This window comes from Terrabacter sp. LjRoot27, from assembly GCF_964254175.1.
In the GTDB taxonomy this organism is placed as follows: domain Bacteria; phylum Actinomycetota; class Actinomycetes; order Actinomycetales; family Dermatophilaceae; genus Terrabacter.
Genome location: NZ_CAXUSS020000001.1, coordinates 973,749 through 990,904, shown reverse-complemented (window position 1 = coordinate 990,904; position 17,156 = coordinate 973,749). Strand labels below are relative to the sequence as shown.

The window sequence follows — 17,156 nt, the reverse complement described above, 5'->3', positions numbered from 1 at the left end:
CCGAGAACTACAGCAGACCCGCCTTGGTCATCAGATCGGTGACCGTGGCGGAGTTGAGCTTGGCGGGGTCGACCGTCGGGGCCTGGAGGTCCTTCAGGGGCACGAGCGCCGGGTTCGACGGCACGTCGGAGCCGACGGCGTACTCGAAGGACGTGCCCTTCTGCAGCACCTCCTGGCCGGCCTTGCCGGTGACGAACTTCAGGAACGACTGGGCGGCCGCGGCGTTCTTCGACGAGTTCAGCACGCCGCCACCGGAGACCGAGACGAAGGCGCCCGGGTCCTCGTTCTTGAAGTAGTGGGTGCCGACGTTGGCCGAGTTCTCGCCGGTCTTCGCCTGGTCGCCGTAGTAGTAGTAGTGGTAGATCAGCGCGGTCTCGACCTCGCCGGAGTTGACCGCCTTCATCGCGGTGCTGTTGCCCTTGTAGACCTTGGCGTTGGTCTTCATCGCGGTCAGCCAGTCGTTGGCCACGGCCTCGCCCTTGAGCTCGAGCAGCGCGGACACGATGGCCTGGAAGTCGGCACCGGACGGTGAGGCGGCCCAGCGGCCCTTCCACTCCGGCTTCGCGAGGTCGAGCATCGACGCGGGGAGCTGGTTCTCCTGCAGCGTGCGCTTGTCGTAGACGAGGACCGTCGAGCGGGCCGCGATGCCGGTCCACTTGCCCGTCGAGGGCCGGAATGCGGCGGGCACCTGGTCGAGCGTGGCCTTGTCGACGTCGGCGAAGAGCCCGGCGTTCTCGACCTGCGTCATGGCGGGGCTGTTCTCGGTGAGAAAGACGTCGGCCGGCGATGCCGCGCCCTCCTGGACGATCTGGTTGGACATCTCGGAGTCGTCGCCGTTGCGGACGGTGACCTTGATGCCGGTCTGCTTCGTGAACGCGTCCACCCACTCCTGGGTGAGGCTCTCGTGCTGCGCGTTGTAGACGGTGATGCTGCCCGATCCGTCGGTCGAGCCCTCGCCGGAGGACGAGCCGGAGCCGCAGGCCGTCAGGGCGAGGGCGCCGACGGCCGCGATGGCGACGCCGATGGTGGTGCGGGGGCGGGAGGTCATGTGAGCTGCCTTCGTGGATCCGGAGGGGCGCGCGGTCCCGTCGGACGGCGCGCCAAGTAGGTAAGCCTTACCTTACACAGCGCGGCGAGTGCCTCCGTCCACCCCCCGAGGGCGCCCACTAGGCTCGTCCCATGCGCCGGACCATCGTCTCCCTCGTCGACGACTTCGACGGCACCGAGGCGGCCGAGACCGTCACCTTCGGCATCGACGGGAACTCCTTCGAGATCGACCTCTCCGAGGCGAACGCCGACGCGCTCCGCTCGGCGCTCGAGGGCTGGGTGTCCCGGGCCCGGCGCGCCGGCGCCGAGCGCCGGACGCACACGGCGCCCACGCGGTCGACGACGGTGCTCCCCGCCGTGGGCGAGTCACGCAACGCGCTGATCCGCGCCTGGGCGGCCGAGACAGGACACCACGCACCTGCGCGCGGCCGCATCCCGCAGGCCGTCGTCACGGCGTACGACGACGCCCACCGGTAGCCGCTCGCCCGCTCGGCGGCCGTGGCCCCGGCTCGTCGCCGCGGGCTAGGGCCGCCGTCCCTCGCGGTACTCCTGCTCCGACACCTGCTTGCCGTGCACCCAGTACTGCACCGACCCGTCCTCGGCCTCGACGGCCGGGCCGTCGAGGCGGTGCAGCCGCGCCGCCGTGAAGTAGAGGGTGTCGCCGCGGGCGACGATGACCTTGTCGTAGCCGCCGGTGGGGTGGCGGGTTCCGCTTCTCCATTCGGGCTGCGACGTCACGGTGCTGGGGTCTCCGGATCTGCTGGTGGACGGTCAGGCGATGGGCTCAGGTTACTGCCCGTCCCCGTCAGTGGCGGCCGCGCCCGGACCGTTGGCGCGTCCACGCTGCACGCAGCCCGTCGTCGGCCACTGCACCAGGTCCGCACCGCGTCCGCGGCCTCGGTGAGCAGTCCGGCCGCGTGAGCCGCGTGACACGACAGGTTCCCCGGGCGAGGTGGTCACCCGGGGAGCCGGCAGCGGGGCCCTGCGGCGTGCCCCGGCCCGGCGTCCGGGCCGGGGCAGGCCGTCACGACGGACGGCGACCGGCAGGCGGGGAGCGCTCCCGGCCCCGAGCGACGGGACCGACCTCCCGCCGCACCGCCCGGTGCGTCGCACTCCGGCGCCCGGCCTCGCGACGAGCGCGCCGCGGCGGTCCTCCGGAGGGCCGGTCGGGGTGGTCGGGTGGGCGCACCGGCGGCCAGCCCGCGCCGATGATCGCGTCGAACTCGGCGCGCAGCAGCTCGTCGTCGTCGCAGACGAGGGCCATGAAGGCCTCGTCGACGTCGGCGGCCGCCTCGACGGGCACGACCATGACCGTCACCTCCCTCAGGCGGTGATCGTCTTCCGGTCGTCCGCGTCGTGCGAGATCTCGATCTTGCGCGGCTTGGCGCGCTCCGCCACGGGGATCGCGAGCCGCAGGACGCCCGCGTCGTAGCTCGCACGGATGTGCTCGGTGTCGAGGCTGTCGCCGAGCACGAGCTGGCGGCTGAAGACGCCCCGCGGCCGCTCGGCCGCGATGAGGTCGGCATCGCTCGCACGGGTGGGACGCTCGGCCTTGACCGTCACGACGTTGCGTTCGACATCGACGTCGATGGACTGCGGGTCGACGCCCGGCAGGTCCAGCTCGACGTGAAAGGTGTCACCGTCACGCCAGGCGTCCATCGGCATCGCCGAGGGCCGGGCCAGGGTGCCGCTGGTCCCGAGGGCCAGCTGGGCCACCCGGTCGAGGTCGCGGAAGGGGTCGCGGAAGGGGTCGGTGCGCATCAGCATCGTTGTCACCTCCATCAATTCCAGATGCTCCATGGTGACCACGACCGCATCTCACGGTCCGTGGCATGCGCTGTAAGAATTTTGTAGCACCGTCGAGTTCGTCTGTGCAAGAGCATGATTCGAGAAAATCTGGCCCTCTCCCCAGGCTCTCAGGATGTTCTCTATCGACCGGGAGCCCCGTGACCGGGACCCGTATCTCGTCAGCGGACGGTATCCGCGCGCTGGGCAGTGACTGGCCCTCGGCGCCCAAGCAGGCGACGATGACGCCATGGCGAAGTCTGGGGGTGGCCCGCGGTTCTTCAAGCGCCGCGGTGACGAGCTCACGGTCAAGGACGGCGAGGGCAACAAGCACCACGCGACGCTCGAGCGCGTCGACGCCGACTCGACGCAGGAGGACGGCTCGTTCGTCCTGGGCTACTGCAAGAGCTGCGACTGGACGGGCCCGGCCCGTCGGGCCCGGGACAAGGCCCGCAAGGACGCGCTCGCGCACGCCGACGAGTGCCCGAGCAAGGGCAAGGTCCGCCTCGGCGTGAGCGAGAACGACCCCCGCTAGGCCCTCGCCGATCCGGGGCTCGCCGCGCACTTCAGGACTGACCACCACCGAACGGCAGGCCCGGGTCCTTGGTCCCTACTGGCTTCCGGCGGCCGGACGTACAGTGGGAGGTGCTGGGAAGTCAGCCAGCCCGAGAGCCCCGACCGTACGCCGCGGGGTCGTGAGCACTCCGCTCCGCGCCGGGCGCCTCGCGTTCACCGACCCACCGGGATCGCACCATGCCTGCACCCACGACCGTCCCCCGCTCTCGACCGATCCCGTGCCGCTCGGCTGCGCGGACGCCTCTGTCACGCACCACCTCGCCGCTCGCGGGCTCGCGACCGTCCCCGGTTCCCCTCGCCTGAAAGGTCGCCCGTCATGACCTGGATCATCGTCATCATCGTGGTCGCGGTCGTGCTGCTGCTCTTCGCCCTGTCGGTCCGCGTCGTCCAGCAGTACGAGACCGGTGTGCTCTTCCGCCTCGGCGTCGTCATCGGCGAGCGAGCGCCCGGCCTGCACCTGATCATCCCCGTCGTCGACTCGCTGCACCGGGTCTCGTTGCGGATCGTCACGATGCCCATCCAGTCCCAGGGCATCATCACCAAGGACAACGTCAGCGTCGACGTGTCCGCCGTCGCCTACTTCAAGGTCGTCGACCCGGTGAAGTCCGTCGTCGCCATCGAGAACGTCCGGGCCGCGATCGACCAGATCGCCCAGACCACGCTGCGCAAGGTGGTCGGCCAGCACACCCTCGACCAGACGCTCTCGGAGACGGACAAGATCAACCTCGACATCCGCGGGATCCTCGACGTCACGACCGCCGACTGGGGTGTCGAGGTCACCCTCGTCGAGCTCAAGGACATCCAGCTCCCGGAGAGCATGAAGCGCGCCATGGCCCGACAGGCCGAGGCCGAGCGCGAGAAGCGCGCCAAGATCATCAACGCCGAGGGCGAGTCCCTGGCCGCGACGGCGCTCGGCGAGGCCTCCGACATCATGATGGAGCACCCGCTGGCCCTCCAGCTGCGCAACCTCCAGACCCTCGTCGAGCTGGGCGTCGACAAGAACACGACCGTCGTCTTCCCGGCGCCGCTCATGTCGACGATCGCGGAGCTCGGCACCTTCCTGACGCGTGAGACCGCCGCCGCCGAGAGCACGACGGCTCCCGCGGCGCCCAGCGAGGGTCAGTCCGCGCCCCCGAGCGGTCAGGCCACTCGGACGCTGAGTCCCGCCACCGTCTCCGCGCTCGGTCACCTCAGCGCCGGCGGGTCGGACCCGGGCCGCTTCACGTCGGCACCGAACCGCGACTACCTGTGGGGCCAGTACCGCCATACGGAGTCGGACCCGGTGGGCTGAGGGACCACCGGTGCAGCGACGACCCGGACCGGACCCGTCGAAGACGTCCGCGCGCCCGACGTCCGTCGACCGTGTCACGTCGAACGACGCGACGACGTTGGCGACCGACCGAGGACCCGCTCCCATGAACATCGGGGTCGTCCTCGTCGTCGAGCACGGCGGCACACTGGCCCTCGACGAGGTGCGCACCCTCCTGAGTGCCCGGATCCCCTTGGTCCCCAGACTTCGTCAGCGGCTCCGCTCGACGCCGATCGGGTGTGGTCGGTCGATCTGGGTCGACTCCGAGGACTTCGACGCGGACCGCCACCTGGGCCACGTCGTGCTCGCCCCACATCTCGGCTCGCCGGACGGGGCGGCGACCGGTTCCGCGACCGTCGACCCGACGCTGCTCGCCGAGGCCGCCGCCTTCGTCTGCACCCCGCTCCCGCGCGACCGCCCCCTGTGGGCCGCCCGCTGGGTCACCCGCCCCGGCGACGACGACGCCGCCCTCGTGCTGAGCGCCCACCACTGTCTCGCCGACGGTCTCGGCGGGCTCGCGGTGCTCGCCGCCCTCTGCGACGAGTGCTCGCCCGCACCCGCCGGCCCAGGTCGCGCGTCGGGACCACCGCCCTTCCCGAGACCGGCGCCGACGACCGCCGAGCTGGCCCGCGACGCGTGGCGGGCCCGTGCGGCCGCCGTGAAGCGCGCCCCGGCACGGCTCGGGGAGGCGGCCACCGGCATACGCGAGCTCGCCGGGCCCGGTCGGCACCCCCGGCTGGCCGCACGCACCTCGCTCAACCGACCCACCGGGCCGGGGCGCCGGATGACCACCGCCGCGGTGTCCGTGGACGGGCTCGTCGAGTGCGCCCACGCCCGGGGCTGCACCGTCAACGACCTCGTGCTGTCGTCCGTCGCCGGTGCCGTCGGTGGCCTGCTGCGGTCGCGCGGGGAGAGCGTGTCCGAGCTCGTCGCGTCGGTGCCGGTGTCGGACCGCCGCTCGACCGTCGCGGACCGGCTCGGCAACCACACCGGCGTCATGTCGCTGACCCTCCCCCTGGTGGACGACGCCGACGAGCGCCTACGGCGGGTCGCGGCGCTGACGATGCAGCGCAAGGGGCCCGTGCGCGGAGCCTCGTCGGGCCCGCTCGGTCTGGCCTTCCGGATGCTCGCGCGCGTCGGTGCCTTCCAGACCTTCGTCGACCACCAGCGTCTCGTGCACACGTTCGTGACCAACGTGAGGGGCCCGACCGCCCCCTGGCACCTCGCCGGACGCCGGGTCAGCGGCGTCGTCCCGATGGCGATCACGCCGGGCAACGTCGGAGTGAGCTTCGACGTCCTGTCGTATGCCGGCCGGCTCGTCGTGACGCTCGTCGCGGATCCCGCGGTCGTGCCCGACCAGGACGACCTCACCGCTCGGCTCGAGGTCGAGCTGTGCCGCCTGGCGGCTCGACCGGCCGCGGACGCTCTCGGTCAGTAGTCGACCCCGCTGACCGGGACGACCAGCGGGCCGGTCGCGATACGTCGTGCCGCATCCTTCAGCAGCGACTGCGGGTCACCGTTGAACAGGTCGACACCCTCGGCCATGCAGATGAGCATCGAGTCGAGCGACCTGAGCGGAAAGGTCCATTTCAGTCCGACTCCATCGGGCAAGGCGTCCCTCATGAGCTGTATGCGGGTGAGGCCTGTCCGCGCGCCCCGCCACGAGCCGCCCTGGACGAGCCAGACACCCGTGGCGCCCAACAGCTCGCACGCCGCGCCGGTGGCCTGCGGCGTGAGCCCATCGGTGTCCAGCACCACTCGCACCCGCACGTCGCAGGCCTGCATGGCCTCGACCAGCGCGCTGACGTCGTCAGCGAAACCGTGCCCGTCGTCGGCGCTCAGGCGGTCGACGCCGGCCAGCATCCCGAGGTCGGTGGCGCCGTCGGCCGCCAGTCGTCGCGCCTCCGCCACCAACGCCGCAGTGGCGAGCGGCTCCACATCCCCGTGGCGCCAGCCGGGGATCGTGACCACTCCGACCGACGTCCCGGTCAGGTGCCCGGCCACCGTCGGCACGACCTCGGGTAGCGCAATCACGCTGGACAGGCCCTGGCGCACGGCGAACGCACAGCCGTCGCGAAGCGCCTGCTGGGTCTGCTCCGCAGCGTAGAGACGGTGCTCCAACCGGGCCGCGACCTCCCCAAGGCTCACGGGCCGCCGCCGCGTCGGTAAGGGCCTCGCCGTGCCAGAGACCGGCACGTCACGCGTGGTGCACACAGAACTCCCTCTGCTCTGGGAAGGGCGGTTGCCAGGTCACTGGCCGGTCACCGGGTCGTGCGCAGTGGAGCGGAACAGGGTGAGCGGTCCCGAGTAGGCGGGGGGCGTCCCGGGACCACTCCCTGAGCTGCAGCGCTCGCCCGCGGAGGAGCACGCAACCCATCTGCGGCTTGCTCGAGACTGCGTCTCTCACCGGCCACAACCCTCGGATGTCGCAGGCCCGCGCCTCAGTGGATCAGCCCGGTCGGTGGGTGGGGAGTGCCGACCGCACTGTCCCGCACACCTGCGGAACATCCACCACCATGCAAGCGGGCTGCGGTCCCCTGGCCTAGCCAGCTCACGCACGAGTGTGTCCGAATCACGCAACGCGGTGCGGTGGCACCGTCCACACGTGCACGTTCCTATCTCGATGGCCGCCTGAGGGTCTGGGACGGCATCTCCGCGAACGCCTGGCGATAGGCCGCAGCAAAGCGGCCCGGGTGCAGCATTCCCCAGCTGTACGCCACGGTCTCCACGGTCGTCGTCCCAGGGGTCGCCCGCTTCAGCTCCTCGTGGATGCCTCTGAGCCGCAGGTCGCGCAGGTAGGTCATGGGCGGTTTCCCGACGTGCTGGCGGAACCCGCCCTGGAGTGAGCGCACACTGACGTGGACGGCTCTGGCCAGCACCGTGCTCGACCAGGCCTCTGCCGGGCGCTCGTGCAGCAGGTCGACGGCGCGCGCCACCGCGCGAGGAACGGCCGGCACGTCGGGACGGTCGAGCTCCTCGATGTGGCTGTGCGCGTGCCCGAGGAGAAGGGCGTCCAGCAGGGTCCTCTCCAGCTGACGCCCAGCGGCCGGGTGGGACAGCAGACGTCCCCGGCAGGCGAGCTCTCCGGCGATCAGCTGCACCATGCTCCGCCAGGCACGCCCCTCGGACGTGGCGAGGCTCATCTGGAACGGCAGGTTCAGCGGTCGTTCGACGGAGTGCCCCAGAAGCTCCTCGAGCTCGCTCTCGAGTGTCGACTCAGGGACCATGAGGCAGAGCTGGACGGCGTCGGAGCTCCATTCGATGGCAGCGGGTGCGCCGGCCGGAAAGACTGCCGCCTGCCCGCTCGTCGTTGCCAACGGCGCGGAGCGCCCCACGCAGGAGACGACCGACCCCGCCAGCGGGGTGTTGACGTGGATATGACGAGCCTCCTCGGTCACGAGGCGGATTCGGCGTCCGTACTCCAGCTGACCGACCGTGGTCGTCCCGATGTGCGCGGTGGCCAAGCGCATGGTCAGTGCGCCCGGTTCCAAGGCTTCGACGCGGTTCGGCAGGTAGGCCTCGGCGACAGCTGCCTCGGCCTCGTCGGGTGCAGCCGCCGTCACCACCCCCGCCGTCTGCGCTCCTGACGTGGAGCCGTCCCTCGCGAGGTGCCGCGGGGCCGGGACATCTCGGCGATGCATCCCGGTCGCCGACTGCCGGGGCATCGTCATGCGCCGCGCGTTCGCCATGGGCCTGCGCGCCCGCCACCAAGACTCTTCATACGTGCACCAACGGCTTCGACCTCGGACCTGTCCAGTGCGGCCACTATAGGCAGTCGACGCACAGGGACGTCGCAGCTGCGCGCCGACGTCGTCGGTTCCGCACGGACCCCGTCAGGCCTTCGCTCCCGCCGTCGCCGGATGGCGGAGCCCCTTCGCAGCAGAAGGGCCCCTGACCGGCGTTTCCGCTGGTCAGGGGCCCTTCAGAGCACTGGGTGGCAGGTGAAGGATTCGAACCTTCGTAGCTCTCGCGACGGATTTACAGTCCGTTTCCATTGGCCGCTCGGACAACCTGCCTTGGTGCGTCTGGAAGGATAGCAAGAGATCGGGCGCGGTCCGAAATCGGGACTGCGGCGACGCCTTCGTCGTGTCCGCGGCCCCTCCGCGCACCCGCCCGACGGACCAGACAACAGCATCCGGAAGGACCCACCGATGGCCGACTCCTCGTTCGACATCGTCAGCAAGTTCGACAAGCAGGAGATCGCGAACGCGGTCAACAGCGCCAGCAAGGAGATCGCGACGCGCTACGACTTCAAGAACGTCGGCGCCTCCGTCGACCTCGCCGGCGACGTCATCAAGATGAAGGCGAACACCGAGGAGCGCTGCCTCGCAGTGCTCGACGTCGTGCAGACGCACCTCGTCAAGCGCAAGGTGAGCCTCAAGCACCTCGACGTCCCCGAGGCCGGCCCGCGCATCTCCGGCAAGGAGTACCACCTCGACGCCCCCCTCAAGGAGGGCATCTCCCAGGAGAACGCGAAGAAGATCAACAAGCTGATCCGCGACGAGGGACCCAAGGGCGTCAAGAGCCAGATCCAGGGCGACGAGCTGCGGGTGTCGAGCAAGTCCCGCGACGACCTCCAGGCCGTCCAGCGCATGCTGCGCGAGGCCGACCTCGACGTCGCACTGAACTTCACCAACCAGCGCTGAGCGCGCGGGTTCGCCTGCGCCACAGGCGAACCCACCACGTCAGACCACGTATGCCGTCCACTCCAGTGGGCGGCATACGTGCGTTCTAGACCGGGCGGGCGAGACCGCGCAGGTCGGGGAAGACCTCGACCGCGAGGGCCCACCAGAAGAGGTGGCCGCAGAGCTCGGCGTACTCCTCCGGGGTGACCCAGCGGGTCTCGTGGATGCCGTCGTCGCCGTCGGTCAGCTCCGGCCGCACGTCGTCGAGCCGGGTGCGGAAGACCTGAAGGAAGGGCTTGTCGCGACCGAAGAGGTTGTCGTCGGTCAGGGGCGTGAACCGCTCGTAGCCGCAGGGCAGGACGTCGTGGTGGCGCAGCCTCAGGCCGGTCTCCTCGAAGGTCTCGCGCACGGCGTTCTCGACCGGGGTCTCGTCGTCCTCGCGCCACCCACCGGGAGATCCCCACTCACCGCGACGGATGCTGTGCACGACGACGAAGTCCCCACGCCGGTCGCGGACGAAGACCATCGCCGCCAGCACGCGGGCGGGATCGAGCGGGTCGTCCGAGGCCACGAGGTCGACGTCGCTCACGCCGTTGGGGAACGGCACGGCGAGGATGCGGCGCACCCCGCGGTCCCGCTTGCGCTTGCGCAGCCGCAGACCCGAGGCGTTGAGCCGGCGCGCGAGGTCGACCCCCGTCGTCGGCGTCGCCCCGGCGTCGACGGCGTCCTGCCAGCGCCCCTGCGGCACGTCGTAGTGGTCGCCGTCGAACGACCGCGGGTGCAGCGCGGCGGCCCGCGCGACCTCGTGCAGCTCGTCGTAGGAGGCGTCGCTGACGAGATGCGCGAAGAGCCGACCGTGGGCGGGCCAGATCGGCTGGTCGATCCACACGGTCATGGCTCGAAGCCTAGGCCAGCCCGGCGGCGCACGCCGTCCGGTCCCTGTGGATGACGCCGGCCACCGCTCCCCCGCCCGACCTAGCCTCGGACGAACGCGGCCACCGTCCGGTCGGCCCACCGATCGAGGAGAGCACCCATGTCCCGTTCCGTCGTTGACACCGAACGCATCGCCGCCGCGGCCGGCGACATCAACCGGCTCGCCGACACCATCACGTCGAGCACCGCCGAGCTGCGCGGGCGGCTCGCCGGCATGGGCGCGGACTGGCAGGGTCCGGCCAAGGTCGAGTTCGAGCGCGTCATGCACGACTACCAGCGCATCCAGGCCCAGATGACGCAGGCCCTGGCGGACGTCGGCCGGCTCACCCTCAAGGCGTCGACGGCCTACGCCGAGCACGAGAACGCGACCCGCGCGCTCTTCGCGCGCTGACCGGGCGCCTGTGACGGATCTCGGGAGGTGGTTCGTGCACTGGCACGCACGCCACCTCCTGAGCCCGTCGCGTCGAGCCGGAGCGACACCGACCAGATCCCGCATTGAGCGCTCATCGGTCCGGCTGCCTCGCCATACTCGTTCCAACGCCCACATCACCTCATAGGGGCGCAGTTCTATACAGCTGCGAGGGGTCGCGATGCAGGATCAGTGGACTGCTGGACTTCGCTCCCGCGGGCTCGACGAGGAGCGGAAACGGGTTCGGGGCACGGTCGCCGGGTGCGCCGGACTTGTCGTCGTGTTGTGGATCTGGGCCTGGGTTGGACGAAGTTGGTTGTCCCGAGACCAGGTCGTCGGCCTGACGGGGATCTCGAGCATCCTCACGGCTGCGATGATGATCTACGTCCTGGTCGCCATCGAACGCGAGGCAGCTCTTGAGCCCATGGTCGGGCCCTTCCGAGCGCGAGTGGCCCAGGCGGTCGCCGGTGGGAACCTCGTCCTCCTGCTTCTCTGGCTCGTGCCGGCTCTGCGCACGGGAGTAGTCGAGGGGGCCTCGACCAGCTGGCTGCTCGTCATGACGTGGTGTTTCGGAGCTGCGTCCGTCCTCACAGGACTCGCGGCACTGGTCGTCCTGCAGCGCCGGATCTCCGCCGCCCAGCGGGACCCGGGTGACGACGGCCGGGAGAACGCAACCACCGCCGCCTTGCGAAGGCCCCTTCCGACCGTGAACGCGGAAGTTGTGGCGTGCTCGGGTGGCGGTATCCGGGCTGCCGCCTTCGTACTGGGCGGGATGAACGCCCTGCAGGAGCGGGCGACCGCTGACCCGTCCAAGCCCGAGCCGGCACTGGTCGCGGTGAGCGGTGGCAGCTACATGGCGGCCGCCATGGCGCTGCTGCGGGGATGGTCGGGCCGCACCAGAGACCGCCATCCGGTGGTCTCGTGGACCGACGCCTACAGCCTGCGGTCACCTGAGTTGCGACGTCTTCGGCGGCACACGCGTGACCTTGTCGAGCCACGCTCCGAGGTCGTGTCGGCGGTCTTCCAGTGGCTGCTGGGAGCTCTCGTCAACCTGTCAGTGCTGTTCGGAGGAGTGACGTTGCTGGGATGGCTCCTCGGCTGGGTGACCAGCCGCGCCGGCACCCTGACGTATGCCGGGTCGCAGCTGACCTGGACGGTCCCAACCCCTGTCCTCATCTGCCTGACAGTGATCGCTGCCGGCATCGTCGTCACGACGATGAGCGTCTGGGTGGCGCAGAGTCGCCGCGACGCGCCCCGCGACACTGACAAGACCTTCGGGCTGGGGACCACGGCCGAACGGGCGCGCAGGGTCCTGGGCACCGTCCTGCTCGTCGTCGTGTTCGTCTTCGTGGCCGTGCCTGGGGCCGTCCAAGGCCTGAGCAACCTGGCCGCGAACAACCAGCCCACGGCCGCTGTCGCCAAAGCACTGCACACGATGGGCTTCACCACCGACGAGCAGTGCAGCCGCGCCGCCGGTGAGTCGGTGCTCACTGCCGCCCGCGCCGCGCAGTCCGACGCCAACCTCAGCCCGGGAGAGAAGCGCTCGTTCGAGGCTGGGGCCTGTGGATTCGTCACCACCGTCACGCTGTCGGCCACCGTCCAGGGATGCATCTCCGGGGCGTTGCCATCGTGCCCGAGGACCGATGGCCAATGGGTGGCCCTCGGCGAACAGACCCTGCAGTCCGCTGGGGAGGTGAAGCGCACCGGGGTCGCCCAGTGGGCCGTGCTCGGGGCCGTGCTGACCACAGTCGTGGGCCTCATCCGGGGCGGCATGGTTTCACCCACGGACGGGGGAAACCGGCTCGTCGCCAGACTTAAGCGCACCGCCTTCGCGTGGATCCCGCTGCTGCTCTTCAGCCTGCTGGTCCTCTGGATCCTGCTCGGCACCGTCTTCGCCGACGTCGTCGACGCCAAGGCGCTGGGCAGCGGTCGAAACCTCATCCTCCCCCTCGTCGGGCTGCTGTGCGCCATCTGGGTGGACGCCAATGTCACATCACTGCACGGCTACTACCGGCGCCGGCTCGCCAACGCCTTTGCCGTACGCAGGACGCGACGACAGGCATCGGGGGACGGCGCCGAGCCTCTCGACCAGACGCGCTACTACCCGTTCTCCGAGCTCCGCGCGGATGGGGACGCCCGGTCCCCACAGGCGGGACCAACCACGATCCCCTTGTCGATCGCGACGACGGCCAACATCCGCAAGTACGACGAGGCCCCGACCCGTCGCGGCGGCATCCCGTTCGTCTTCTCCCCTGACGGCGTGGAGCTGCAGCTCCCCGACGGGTCTGCCCGCCGGGTGGCGATGTCGGACTACGAACGGTTCGCAGGCCTCGGCCGTACAACCATCATGTCGGCGGTCGCGATGAGCGGCGCGGCCGTGAGCCCCATGGCGGGACGTTACTCCAAGGCCATGTCTCCCTTCCGGCTGCTACTCACGGTGCTCAACATCCGGGTCGGTGTCTGGGTGCCCAACCCGCTTTGGTGGCAGCCCAAGGCGGAGATTCGGGCGACGACCATCCGGGAGTTTCTGACGAAGTGGCCCCGTACACCCTGGCTCGACAGCCGACCGGGCATCGGACAGGTGCTCAGCGAGGCCTCGGGTCGAGGGTCGCTGCTCGACCGGTGGATCTACCTGACGGATGGCGGTCACCTCGACAACACCGGCCTCGTTGAGGCGGTGCGATCCCTCCGGGGAGAGACTGATCCGGTCGCTCATGCCGGTCCGGGCGCTTCGAGGGCGGCCGACCCACTCACGGAGTCCCGGGGCGTGGTCGGGGGCACGGTGATCGTCTTCGACGCCAGCAACGACCGCGAAGGCACCTGGGCCGCCATCGGCGACGCCCTGTCGGTAATCGCCTCCGACCTGGGCATCGTGCTGACCCTCGAGACGCACGATGACAGTACCGTGGCCACCCGTGCCACCATGCCTGCCCCCGAGGGGGCCCAACGCCGGCCGGCGCGTTGGTGGCAGCAGAGTCCGCCCGACCAGCCACCGGACTTCGCGCGCATCTATGTGGCGCCCGAGGTCCGCCTCCGTGTCCTCGTGGTCAAGGCCGTCCGCCCGACGGACCTCAGCGCGGTCGAGCTACCCGAGGCGGTTCGGTCCTTCGCGATGAGCCACTCGGACTTCCCGCGCGCTGCGACGACTCGACAGGACTTCGGCGACCTGGAGTTCGAGGCATACCGCCAGCTCGGGTGGTGGTGCGCACGTCAGGGCCTGGGCCTGCTCGACGCCGCCGGACCACCGCCCCAGCCCGCGGCGGGGTCGCCGGAGCCGGCGTCGCCGCCTGCGCCTTCGGGCCAGCCGGTCCCGGAGCCGCAGGCCACCCCCGCGGCGTCCAACGCCGAGTCAGAGCCCGAGCCTGCTCCTCATCACGAAGCCGAGCCCACCCCCAATGCCCTAACCCCGGAGGAGTCGAGCCGCAGCGCCCAGACGGACCCGTACACAACAGAGAGCGCGCAGCCGACGAAGACGTCCGACAGCCCGGAAGGGGTGTGAGCTCGGGGCCGAAGGCGCTCATCCACCAGTCAACCGAGTCCTCGGGCGCGCTCGGGACTCTCCAGACTCTCAAGGCCCGGGGCGTCGCACGGGAATCCCGTGCAGCGCCCGGCCGACCATGATGAGCGCCGACGTCACGACGAGGAAACCGACGTCCACGAGAACCGCCCGCCCAGGCCTTCGCGGACGTGGTTGACGCCGAGCAGCTATGACCGACGAAGCCCTCGACCATGTTGAACAGACCCCGCCCAACCAGCACCACGCCGAGGTGAAGGACCAGCTCAGGGCTCGCCTCCCTTGGCGCCACTTGTGCACGACGCTCAGGTTCCCGACGAGCACGACGACCCAGGTGCCGACGTGGACGTGGTCGTCGGCCAGCCTGTGGGTCCGAGGCCGGCGACGGGGGTGACCAGGTGATCCGCCATTGATCATGTGGTGCCAAGTGCAGGGTCTGGTGCAGCACCAGGCCATCGACCTGACCGCCGAGCAGGAGAACGCGACCCGCAAGCTCTTCGCGCGCTGACGCCGTCCCGGCCGGACGGCATACGCCCTCAGCGCCGCGGGCGTCGGTCTCGGGGACGGCGAAGGGCGGCTCCCCCGTGAGGAGGAGCCGCCCTTGCGACGTGCTGCGGTACTGCTCAGACGGAAGGGCTCAGAAGCCCATGCCGCCCATGCCACCCATGTCGTCGCCACCGGGCATGGCCGGCGCGTTCTTCTCGGGCTTGTCGGCGATGACGGCCTCGGTCGTGAGGAAGAGCGCCGCGATCGAGGCTGCGTTCTGCAGCGCCGAGCGCGTCACCTTGACCGGGTCGATGATGCCGGCAGCGAGCAGGTCGACGTACTCACCCGTGGCGGCGTTGAGACCGTGACCGGCCTCGAGGCCGCGCACCTTCTCCGCGACGACTCCACCCTCGAGACCGGCGTTGATCGCGATCTGCTTGAGCGGGGCCTCGGTCGCGACGCGCACGATGTTGGCGCCGGTCGCCTCGTCACCCTCGAGCACGAGCTCGTCGAGCGCCTTGGCGGCCTGGATGAGGGCCACGCCACCACCGGCGACGATGCCCTCCTCGACGGCAGCCTTCGCGTTGCGGACGGCGTCCTCGATGCGGTGCTTGCGCTCCTTGAGCTCGACCTCGGTGGCCGCGCCCGCCTTGATGACGGCGACGCCGCCGGCGAGCTTGGCGAGGCGCTCCTGGAGCTTCTCGCGGTCGTAGTCGGAGTCCGACTTCTCGATCTCGGCCTTGATCTGGGCGATGCGGCCCTCGATCTGCGAGCGGTCCTCGGCGTCCTCGACGATGGTCGTCTCGTCCTTGGTGACGACGACCTTGCGAGCGCGGCCGAGCAGGTCGAGGGTGGCGTTCTCGAGCTTGAGACCGACCTCCTCGGAGATGACCTGGCCACCGGTGAGGATGGCGATGTCGGTGAGCATGGCCTTGCGGCGGTCGCCGAAGCCGGGAGCCTTGACGGCGACCGACTTGAACGTGCCCTTGATCTTGTTCACGACGAGCGTCGCGAGGGCCTCACCCTCGATGTCCTCGGCGATGATCAGCAGCGGCTTGCCCGACTGCATGACCTTCTCGAGGAGCGGGATGAGGTCCTTGATGTTGCCGATCTTGGAGTTCGCGACGAGCACGTAGGCGTCGTCGAGGACGGCCTCCATGCGCTCGGTGTCGGTGACGAAGTAGGCGGAGATGTAGCCCTTGTCGAAGCGCATCCCCTCCGTCATCTCCAGCTCGAGGCCCATGGTGTTGGAGTCCTCGACGGTGATGACACCTTCCTTGCCGACCTTGTCCATCGCCTCGGCGATGAGACCACCGATCTCCTCGTCGGCCGCCGAGATGCTGGCGGTCGAGGCGATCTGCTCCTTGGTCTCGATCTCCTTGGCCTGCTCGAGCAGGCGCGCGGTGACGGCGTCGACGGCCTTCTCGATACCGCGCTTGAGCGCCATCGGGTTGGCGCCGGCGGCCACGTTGCGCAGGCCTTCCTTCACCATCGCCTGGGCGAGCACGGTCGCCGTCGTCGTGCCGTCACCGGCGACGTCGTCGGTCTTCTTGGCAACTTCCTTGACGAGCTCCGCGCCGATCTTCTCGTACGGGTCGTCGAGCTCGATCTCCTTGGCGATCGAGACGCCGTCGTTGGTGATCGTGGGGGCGCCCCACTTCTTCTCCAGGACGACGTTGCGGCCCTTGGGGCCGAGCGTCACGCGGACGGCGTCGGCGAGGATGTTCATTCCTCGCTCGAGCCCGCGACGCGCCTCTTCGTCAAACGCAATGGTCTTGGCCATTCGGGTGGTTCCTCCCACGCGAATCGTTGGTGGTGGCCCGCATGACGCCCGCGACGGACGGGACCGGTCTCCCCAGCTTCATGTAGCTGCGAACCCAGCCCCTCGGCATACGGCCCATTTCTGTCACTCCCCTAGGGAGAGTGCTAACGCCATTATTGGCACTCTCGGGGTGAGAGTGCAAACGTCTGACCGCCTCGGGTGAGGGCGTATGCCGTCCGCTCGGCTCAGGCGTCCGCGACCGGCGCCAGCGCGGCGGCGATCCGGGCGGCGTGCTCGGCGGACTCCTGCTCCGACGCGTAGGTCGTCCGCGGCCAGAAGAAGCCGCGCAGGCCGTCGCCCTTGGTGCGCGGGACGACGTGGACGTGCAGGTGCGGCACGGACTGGCTCACGACGTTGTTCATCGCCACGAACGTGCCCTGGGCGCCGAGCGACTCGACGACCGCCGCGGCGAGGCGCTGGGTGGCGCCGAGCACGGTGGCGTGCAGGTCTGCGGGCAGGTCGAGCAGGGTGTCGACGTGCCGGCGCGGCACGAGCAGGACGTGGCCCTTGAAGACGGGCCGGCGGTCGAGGAAGGCGACGAGGTCCGGCTCGTCGAGCACGACGTCGGCCGGCACCTCCCCCGCCACGATCGAGCAGAAGACGCAGTCCATGGCGACAGGCTCCCACGCCACGTCGTGCCGGACCGGGCC

At 70.3% G+C, this 17,156-nt stretch carries 16 protein-coding genes and 1 tRNA gene; 7 read left to right on the top strand and 10 right to left on the bottom strand.

Annotation, left to right across the window (positions count from 1 at the left end):
* Nucleotides 1–7 precede the first annotated feature (7 nt).
* Nucleotides 8–1,048 (bottom strand): iron ABC transporter substrate-binding protein, encoded by a 1,041-nt coding sequence (locus ACSQ2D_RS04625; RefSeq protein WP_435984843.1) that lies wholly within the window; start codon nucleotides 1,046–1,048, stop codon nucleotides 8–10.
* Nucleotides 1,049–1,179: 131 nt separating this feature from the next.
* On the opposite strand from ACSQ2D_RS04625, the gene ACSQ2D_RS04620 reads away from it, so the two are divergent.
* Complete coding sequence (locus ACSQ2D_RS04620; RefSeq protein ID WP_435984842.1) at nucleotides 1,180–1,524, top strand: histone-like nucleoid-structuring protein Lsr2; 345 nt, start codon at nucleotides 1,180–1,182, stop codon at nucleotides 1,522–1,524.
* A gap of 45 nt (nucleotides 1,525–1,569) precedes the next feature.
* Here the strand turns inward: ACSQ2D_RS04620 and ACSQ2D_RS04615 are convergent, their stop codons facing one another.
* From ACSQ2D_RS04615 to ACSQ2D_RS04605, 3 genes are all read right to left on the bottom strand, one after another.
* Complete coding sequence (locus ACSQ2D_RS04615; RefSeq protein ID WP_435984841.1) at nucleotides 1,570–1,785, bottom strand: hypothetical protein; 216 nt, start codon at nucleotides 1,783–1,785, stop codon at nucleotides 1,570–1,572.
* Nucleotides 1,786–2,071: 286 nt separating this feature from the next.
* Nucleotides 2,072–2,356 carry a hypothetical protein gene (locus tag ACSQ2D_RS04610; RefSeq protein ID WP_435984840.1) on the bottom strand — a complete coding sequence of 95 codons (285 nt, stop codon included), beginning with the start codon at nucleotides 2,354–2,356 and terminating at the stop codon, nucleotides 2,072–2,074.
* 14 nt (nucleotides 2,357–2,370) lie between these two features.
* Entirely contained in the window at nucleotides 2,371–2,814 is a 444-nt protein-coding gene (locus ACSQ2D_RS04605; protein WP_435984839.1) for an Hsp20/alpha crystallin family protein, read from the bottom strand.
* 268 nt (nucleotides 2,815–3,082) lie between these two features.
* On the opposite strand from ACSQ2D_RS04605, the gene ACSQ2D_RS04600 reads away from it, so the two are divergent.
* The 3 genes from ACSQ2D_RS04600 to ACSQ2D_RS04590 all read left to right on the top strand — a co-directional run bounded on the left by ACSQ2D_RS04600 (nucleotide 3,083) and on the right by ACSQ2D_RS04590 (nucleotide 6,155).
* On the top strand, nucleotides 3,083–3,367 hold the full coding sequence (locus ACSQ2D_RS04600; RefSeq protein WP_435984838.1) for a hypothetical protein: 285 nt from the start codon (nucleotides 3,083–3,085) through the stop codon (nucleotides 3,365–3,367).
* 357 nt (nucleotides 3,368–3,724) lie between these two features.
* Nucleotides 3,725–4,699, top strand: a complete 975-nt coding sequence (locus ACSQ2D_RS04595; protein ID WP_435984837.1) for a slipin family protein — start codon at nucleotides 3,725–3,727, stop codon at nucleotides 4,697–4,699.
* 10 nt (nucleotides 4,700–4,709) lie between these two features.
* Nucleotides 4,710–6,155, top strand: a complete 1,446-nt coding sequence (locus tag ACSQ2D_RS04590; protein WP_435984836.1) for a wax ester/triacylglycerol synthase domain-containing protein — start codon at nucleotides 4,710–4,712, stop codon at nucleotides 6,153–6,155.
* On the opposite strand, the gene ACSQ2D_RS04585 is transcribed toward ACSQ2D_RS04590, so the two are convergent.
* From ACSQ2D_RS04585 to ACSQ2D_RS04575, 3 genes are all read right to left on the bottom strand, one after another.
* Complete coding sequence (locus ACSQ2D_RS04585) at nucleotides 6,149–6,865, bottom strand: hypothetical protein (RefSeq protein WP_435984835.1); 717 nt, start codon at nucleotides 6,863–6,865, stop codon at nucleotides 6,149–6,151. The genes ACSQ2D_RS04590 and ACSQ2D_RS04585 overlap by 7 nt on opposite strands.
* A 467-nt stretch (nucleotides 6,866–7,332) precedes the next feature.
* A complete protein-coding gene (locus tag ACSQ2D_RS04580; RefSeq protein ID WP_435984834.1) occupies nucleotides 7,333–8,388 on the bottom strand; it encodes an AraC family transcriptional regulator in 1,056 nt (351 codons plus the stop codon).
* A 264-nt stretch (nucleotides 8,389–8,652) separates the two neighbouring features.
* Nucleotides 8,653–8,733: transfer RNA gene (locus ACSQ2D_RS04575), tRNA-Tyr, on the bottom strand.
* A gap of 135 nt (nucleotides 8,734–8,868) precedes the next feature.
* Here ACSQ2D_RS04575 and ACSQ2D_RS04570 point away from each other — a divergent pair.
* Nucleotides 8,869–9,363 carry a YajQ family cyclic di-GMP-binding protein gene (locus tag ACSQ2D_RS04570; RefSeq protein WP_435984833.1) on the top strand — a complete coding sequence of 165 codons (495 nt, stop codon included), beginning with the start codon at nucleotides 8,869–8,871 and terminating at the stop codon, nucleotides 9,361–9,363.
* A gap of 85 nt (nucleotides 9,364–9,448) precedes the next feature.
* Here ACSQ2D_RS04570 and ACSQ2D_RS04565 read toward each other — a convergent pair whose 3' ends face one another.
* Entirely contained in the window at nucleotides 9,449–10,237 is a 789-nt protein-coding gene (locus ACSQ2D_RS04565; protein ID WP_435984832.1) for a DUF4031 domain-containing protein, read from the bottom strand.
* A 138-nt stretch (nucleotides 10,238–10,375) separates the two neighbouring features.
* Between ACSQ2D_RS04565 and ACSQ2D_RS04560 the strand changes: the two genes are divergently transcribed.
* A complete protein-coding gene (locus ACSQ2D_RS04560) occupies nucleotides 10,376–10,666 on the top strand; it encodes a WXG100 family type VII secretion target (RefSeq protein WP_435984831.1) in 291 nt (96 codons plus the stop codon).
* Between the two features lie 391 nt (nucleotides 10,667–11,057).
* Nucleotides 11,058–14,183, top strand: coding sequence for a hypothetical protein (locus ACSQ2D_RS04555; protein ID WP_435984830.1), 3,126 nt, complete (start codon nucleotides 11,058–11,060; stop codon nucleotides 14,181–14,183).
* A gap of 652 nt (nucleotides 14,184–14,835) precedes the next feature.
* Here the strand turns inward: ACSQ2D_RS04555 and groL are convergent.
* Together groL and ACSQ2D_RS04545 are read right to left on the bottom strand one after the other, a co-directional pair.
* On the bottom strand, nucleotides 14,836–16,467 hold the full coding sequence (groL, locus tag ACSQ2D_RS04550; RefSeq protein WP_435984829.1) for a chaperonin GroEL: 1,632 nt from the start codon (nucleotides 16,465–16,467) through the stop codon (nucleotides 14,836–14,838).
* 224 nt (nucleotides 16,468–16,691) lie between these two features.
* Nucleotides 16,692–17,117 carry an HIT family protein gene (locus ACSQ2D_RS04545; RefSeq protein ID WP_435984828.1) on the bottom strand — a complete coding sequence of 142 codons (426 nt, stop codon included), beginning with the start codon at nucleotides 17,115–17,117 and terminating at the stop codon, nucleotides 16,692–16,694.
* Nucleotides 17,118–17,156: the final 39 nt, after the last annotated feature.

Coding starts and splice junctions, on each gene's coding strand:
- ACSQ2D_RS04625 (WP_435984843.1), bottom strand. CDS start 1,048: ATGACCTCCCGCCCCCGCACCACCATCGGCGTCGCCATCGCGGCCGTC.
- ACSQ2D_RS04620 (WP_435984842.1), top strand. CDS start 1,180: ATGCGCCGGACCATCGTCTCCCTCGTCGACGACTTCGACGGCACCGAG.
- ACSQ2D_RS04610 (WP_435984840.1), bottom strand. CDS start 2,356: ATGGTCGTGCCCGTCGAGGCGGCCGCCGACGTCGACGAGGCCTTCATG.
- ACSQ2D_RS04605 (WP_435984839.1), bottom strand. CDS start 2,814: ATGCTGATGCGCACCGACCCCTTCCGCGACCCCTTCCGCGACCTCGAC.
- ACSQ2D_RS04600 (WP_435984838.1), top strand. CDS start 3,083: ATGGCGAAGTCTGGGGGTGGCCCGCGGTTCTTCAAGCGCCGCGGTGAC.
- ACSQ2D_RS04595 (WP_435984837.1), top strand. CDS start 3,725: ATGACCTGGATCATCGTCATCATCGTGGTCGCGGTCGTGCTGCTGCTC.
- ACSQ2D_RS04580 (WP_435984834.1), bottom strand. CDS start 8,388: ATGACGATGCCCCGGCAGTCGGCGACCGGGATGCATCGCCGAGATGTC.
- ACSQ2D_RS04570 (WP_435984833.1), top strand. CDS start 8,869: ATGGCCGACTCCTCGTTCGACATCGTCAGCAAGTTCGACAAGCAGGAG.
- ACSQ2D_RS04565 (WP_435984832.1), bottom strand. CDS start 10,237: ATGACCGTGTGGATCGACCAGCCGATCTGGCCCGCCCACGGTCGGCTC.
- ACSQ2D_RS04560 (WP_435984831.1), top strand. CDS start 10,376: ATGTCCCGTTCCGTCGTTGACACCGAACGCATCGCCGCCGCGGCCGGC.
- ACSQ2D_RS04555 (WP_435984830.1), top strand. CDS start 11,058: ATGATGATCTACGTCCTGGTCGCCATCGAACGCGAGGCAGCTCTTGAG.
- groL (WP_435984829.1), bottom strand. CDS start 16,467: ATGGCCAAGACCATTGCGTTTGACGAAGAGGCGCGTCGCGGGCTCGAG.
- ACSQ2D_RS04545 (WP_435984828.1), bottom strand. CDS start 17,117: ATGGACTGCGTCTTCTGCTCGATCGTGGCGGGGGAGGTGCCGGCCGAC.